This is a genomic window from Mycobacterium sp. (assembly GCF_049281135.1).
In the GTDB taxonomy this organism is placed as follows: domain Bacteria; phylum Actinomycetota; class Actinomycetes; order Mycobacteriales; family Mycobacteriaceae; genus Mycobacterium.
The window spans coordinates 1-3,133 of sequence record NZ_JBAPRN010000088.1; the positions used below are offsets into that span (position 1 = coordinate 1).

Annotated in this window: 4 protein-coding genes; 3 read left to right on the forward strand and 1 reads right to left on the reverse strand. The window is 66.5% G+C overall.

Annotated elements, in window-relative coordinates; translation table 11 throughout:
• On the reverse strand, positions 1 to 1,199 hold a 1,199-nt coding region (locus tag WAN02_RS03525), incomplete at its 3' end, for a phosphoglucomutase (RefSeq protein WP_422262799.1).
• 61 nt (positions 1,200 to 1,260) lie between these two features.
• On the opposite strand from WAN02_RS03525, the gene crcB (WAN02_RS03530) reads away from it, so the two are divergent.
• The 3 genes from crcB (WAN02_RS03530) to WAN02_RS03540 are packed head-to-tail and all read left to right on the forward strand — an operon-like array spanning position 1,261 to position 3,106.
• Complete coding sequence (gene crcB / locus WAN02_RS03530; RefSeq protein ID WP_422262800.1) at positions 1,261 to 1,668, forward strand: fluoride efflux transporter CrcB; 408 nt, start codon at positions 1,261 to 1,263, stop codon at positions 1,666 to 1,668.
• Positions 1,668 to 2,024, forward strand: coding sequence for a fluoride efflux transporter CrcB (gene crcB, locus WAN02_RS03535; protein ID WP_422262801.1), 357 nt, complete (start codon positions 1,668 to 1,670; stop codon positions 2,022 to 2,024). The genes crcB (WAN02_RS03530) and crcB (WAN02_RS03535) overlap by 1 nt, the downstream gene beginning before the upstream one ends.
• On the forward strand, positions 2,021 to 3,106 hold the full coding sequence (locus WAN02_RS03540; protein WP_422262802.1) for a DUF190 domain-containing protein: 1,086 nt from the start codon (positions 2,021 to 2,023) through the stop codon (positions 3,104 to 3,106). Before crcB (WAN02_RS03535) ends, WAN02_RS03540 begins: the two co-directional genes overlap by 4 nt.
• Positions 3,107 to 3,133 lie beyond the last annotated feature (27 nt).

The following is a 3,133-nucleotide window of genomic DNA, read 5'->3' on the forward strand; positions in this document are numbered from 1 at the left end:
TCGCGGCGCAGGAACGACGCCCCGGCGGATTCCTCGCCGCCGAAGCCGATGGTGCCGCCGATCAGACCGTCGACGAACCACTTGAACCCGACGGGTACCTCGACCAGCTTGCGTCCGAGCCCGGCGACCGCGCGGTCGATGATCGAGGAGCTGACCGCGGTCTTACCGACCGCAACACCGTCGGGCCACGACGGCCGATGCGTGTACAGGTAGTCGATCGCCACCGCCAGGTAATGGTTCGGGTTCATCAGCCCGGCATCGGGGGTAACGATGCCGTGGCGGTCTGAGTCGGCGTCGTTGCCGGAGGCGATCTGGTAGTGATCGCGGTTGGCGATCAGAGAGGCCATGGCGTCCGGCGAGCTGCAGTCCATCCGGATCTTGCCGTCGTGATCGAGTGTCATGAACCGCCATGTCGCGTCGACCAGCGGATTGACGACGGTCAGCTCGAGGTTGTGCCGCTCGGCGATCGCGGCCCAGTAGTCGACGCTGGCCCCGCCGAGCGGATCGGCGCCGATCCGGATCCCCGCCTTGCGGATGATGTCGACGTCGACCACGTTCGGGAGGTCGTCGACGTAGGCGTCCATGTAGTCGTGGCGCTGAACCGTCTGCAGCGCACGGGCCAGCGGCACCCGCTGCACCGCCTCGCCGGTGCGAAGAATCTCGTTGGCACGCTTGGCGATTGCATTGGTCGCATCGGTGTCGGCGGGACCGCCGTTGGGCGGGTTGTACTTGAAACCGCCGTCATAGGGCGGGTTGTGCGAGGGCGTCACCACGATCCCGTCGGCCAGTCCGTCGTTGCGGCCGCGGTTGTAGGTGAGGATCGCGTGGCTGACCGCCGGGGTCGGCGTGTAGCGGTCGGCCGAGTCAACGGCCGTGACGACGTCGTTGGCGGCGAGCACCTCGATCGCCGACACCCATGCGGGCTCTGACAGACCGTGGGTGTCCCGGCCGATGAACAGCGGTCCGGTGGTGCCGTGCGCGGCGCGGTATTCGACGATGGCCTGGGTGATGGCCAGGATGTGGGCTTCGTTGAATGCCCCGTTCAGCGCCGAGCCGCGGTGCCCCGATGTTCCGAACACCACCTGCTGGGCGACATCCTCGGGATCCGGTTCTATCGCGTAGTAGGACGTGACCAGATGAGGCAGATCGACGAGGTCTTCGGGCTGGGCCGGTTGACCGGCGCGTGGGTGGGCCACCATGTCCTCGATTCTGCCTAATAAGCTGCCTGAGCAAGCCCTGCAACCGAAGGAATTTCGACGAGTGGCCAACTCTCCGTTCCCGCACGACTACCGGGAATTGGCCGCAGTGTTCGCCGGCGGCGCCCTGGGCAGCGTGGCGCGCACCGGACTGAGCCTTCTGGTGGCTGCCGACCCGGCGCGCTGGCCCTGGCCGACGTTCACGGTCAACATCGTCGGCGCCTTCCTGGTGGGTTACTTCACGACGCGGTTGCTGGAGCGGTTGCCGCTGTCGAGTTACCGCCGGCCGTTGCTCGGAACCGGCCTGTGCGGCGGTCTGACCACTTTCTCGACCATGCAGGTCGAGACGCTGAAGATGATCGAGCATCGCCACTACGGCCTGGCGGCTGGATACACCTGCGCCAGCATTGTTTTCGGGTTCCTTGCGGTGTATCTGGCCACTGCCCTGGTTCGTCGGGTGCCGGTGCGCTGATGATCTGGCTCGGGGTGGTGCTGGCCGGCGGCGTTGGAGCCGTGCTGCGGTTTGTGGTGGACCGCGCGGTCGCTCGCCGGGCCGCCCGGTCGTTCCCCTTCGGAACCCTCGCGGTCAACATCAGCGGTGCCGCGCTCCTCGGACTGCTCGGCAGTCTGGCATTGAGTCGCTACACCGCGTTGCTCGCCGGGACCGCCTTCGTCGGGTCCTACACCACGTTTTCGACCTGGATGCTGGAAACACAGCGGCTCAGCGAAGAGCGCCAGGTCCGCAACGCGGTCGCCAATATCATCGTCAGCATCGTGCTGGGTATCGGCGCAGCGCTATTCGGGCAATGGATCGCGGGCCGATTATGAACCAGCCCTCCCTGAAGCTCACCACCTACTTCGGCGAACGCCAACGGGCCGTCACCGGTGTGCGGCGGCCCGGCTTCTTGGCCGACGCGATGCTCGATCTGTTCGACACCCGAGAAGTCGCGGCCAGCGTCATGCTGCGTGGCATCGCGAGCTTCGGGCCGCGCCATGTGCTGCGTACCGACGAGTCGCTGAGCCTGTCCGAGGACCCGCCGGTGGCGATCGTCGCGGTCGACGTTGAGTCGAAGATCAGCGGCCTGGTCGACGAGGTGGTCGCGATGACCGGCCACGGTATGGTCACGCTCGAACGCGCCCGCCTGGTCAGCGGTGATGACGTGCTCGACGTCGGTGCCGACGACGCGGTCAAGCTCACGGTCTATGTGGGCCGCCAGGAGCGCATCGGCGGGCTAACCGCGTACCGCGCGGTGTGCGATCTCCTGCATCGGCAGGGATTCTCCGGTGGCGCAGTCTTTTTGGGTGTCGACGGCACCGCGCACGGCGAGCGTTATCGGGCTGCTTTCTTCAGCCGCAATGTCAACGTTCCGCTGATGATCATCTCGGTCGGGACCGCGGCGCAGGTTTCCACGGTGGTCGCCGAGCTCAGCACTGTCGCACCGCGGGCGTTGCTGACCGTCGAACGGGTGCGGTTATGCAAACGGGGCGGCGAGTTGTTCGGGCGCCCTCATCGGCTACCGGACACCGACGATCAGGGACGGCCGCTCTGGCAGAAGCTGATGGTGCACACCAGCGAAGCGACCGGTCACGGCGGTGTGCCGATTCACCGTGCGCTCGTGCACAAGCTGCTGGAATCCGGGATGGCCCACGGCGCGACCGTGCTGCGCGGTATCTGGGGATTCCACGGCGATCATGAACCACACGGCGACAAGCTTTTTCAGCTGACCCGACGGATGCCCGTGGTCACGATCATCATCGACACCCCGGAGTGGATCGCACGCAGCTTCGACATTGTCCACGAGTTGACCGCAGAACACGGAATGGTCACCTGCGAGATGGTTCCGGCGGTGGTGACCATCGCCGGCCCGGACCGCCACGGCGACGGCCTACTGGCCCGCCACGACTACTGAGCGTCATCGCGCGAGCGCCGGCAACAC

Excerpts from the sequence above, each read along its gene's own strand:
- crcB (WP_422262801.1), top strand. The coding sequence starts at position 1,668 with ATGATCTGGCTCGGGGTGGTGCTGGCCGGCGGCGTTGGAGCCGTGCTG.
- WAN02_RS03540 (WP_422262802.1), top strand. The coding sequence starts at position 2,021 with ATGAACCAGCCCTCCCTGAAGCTCACCACCTACTTCGGCGAACGCCAA.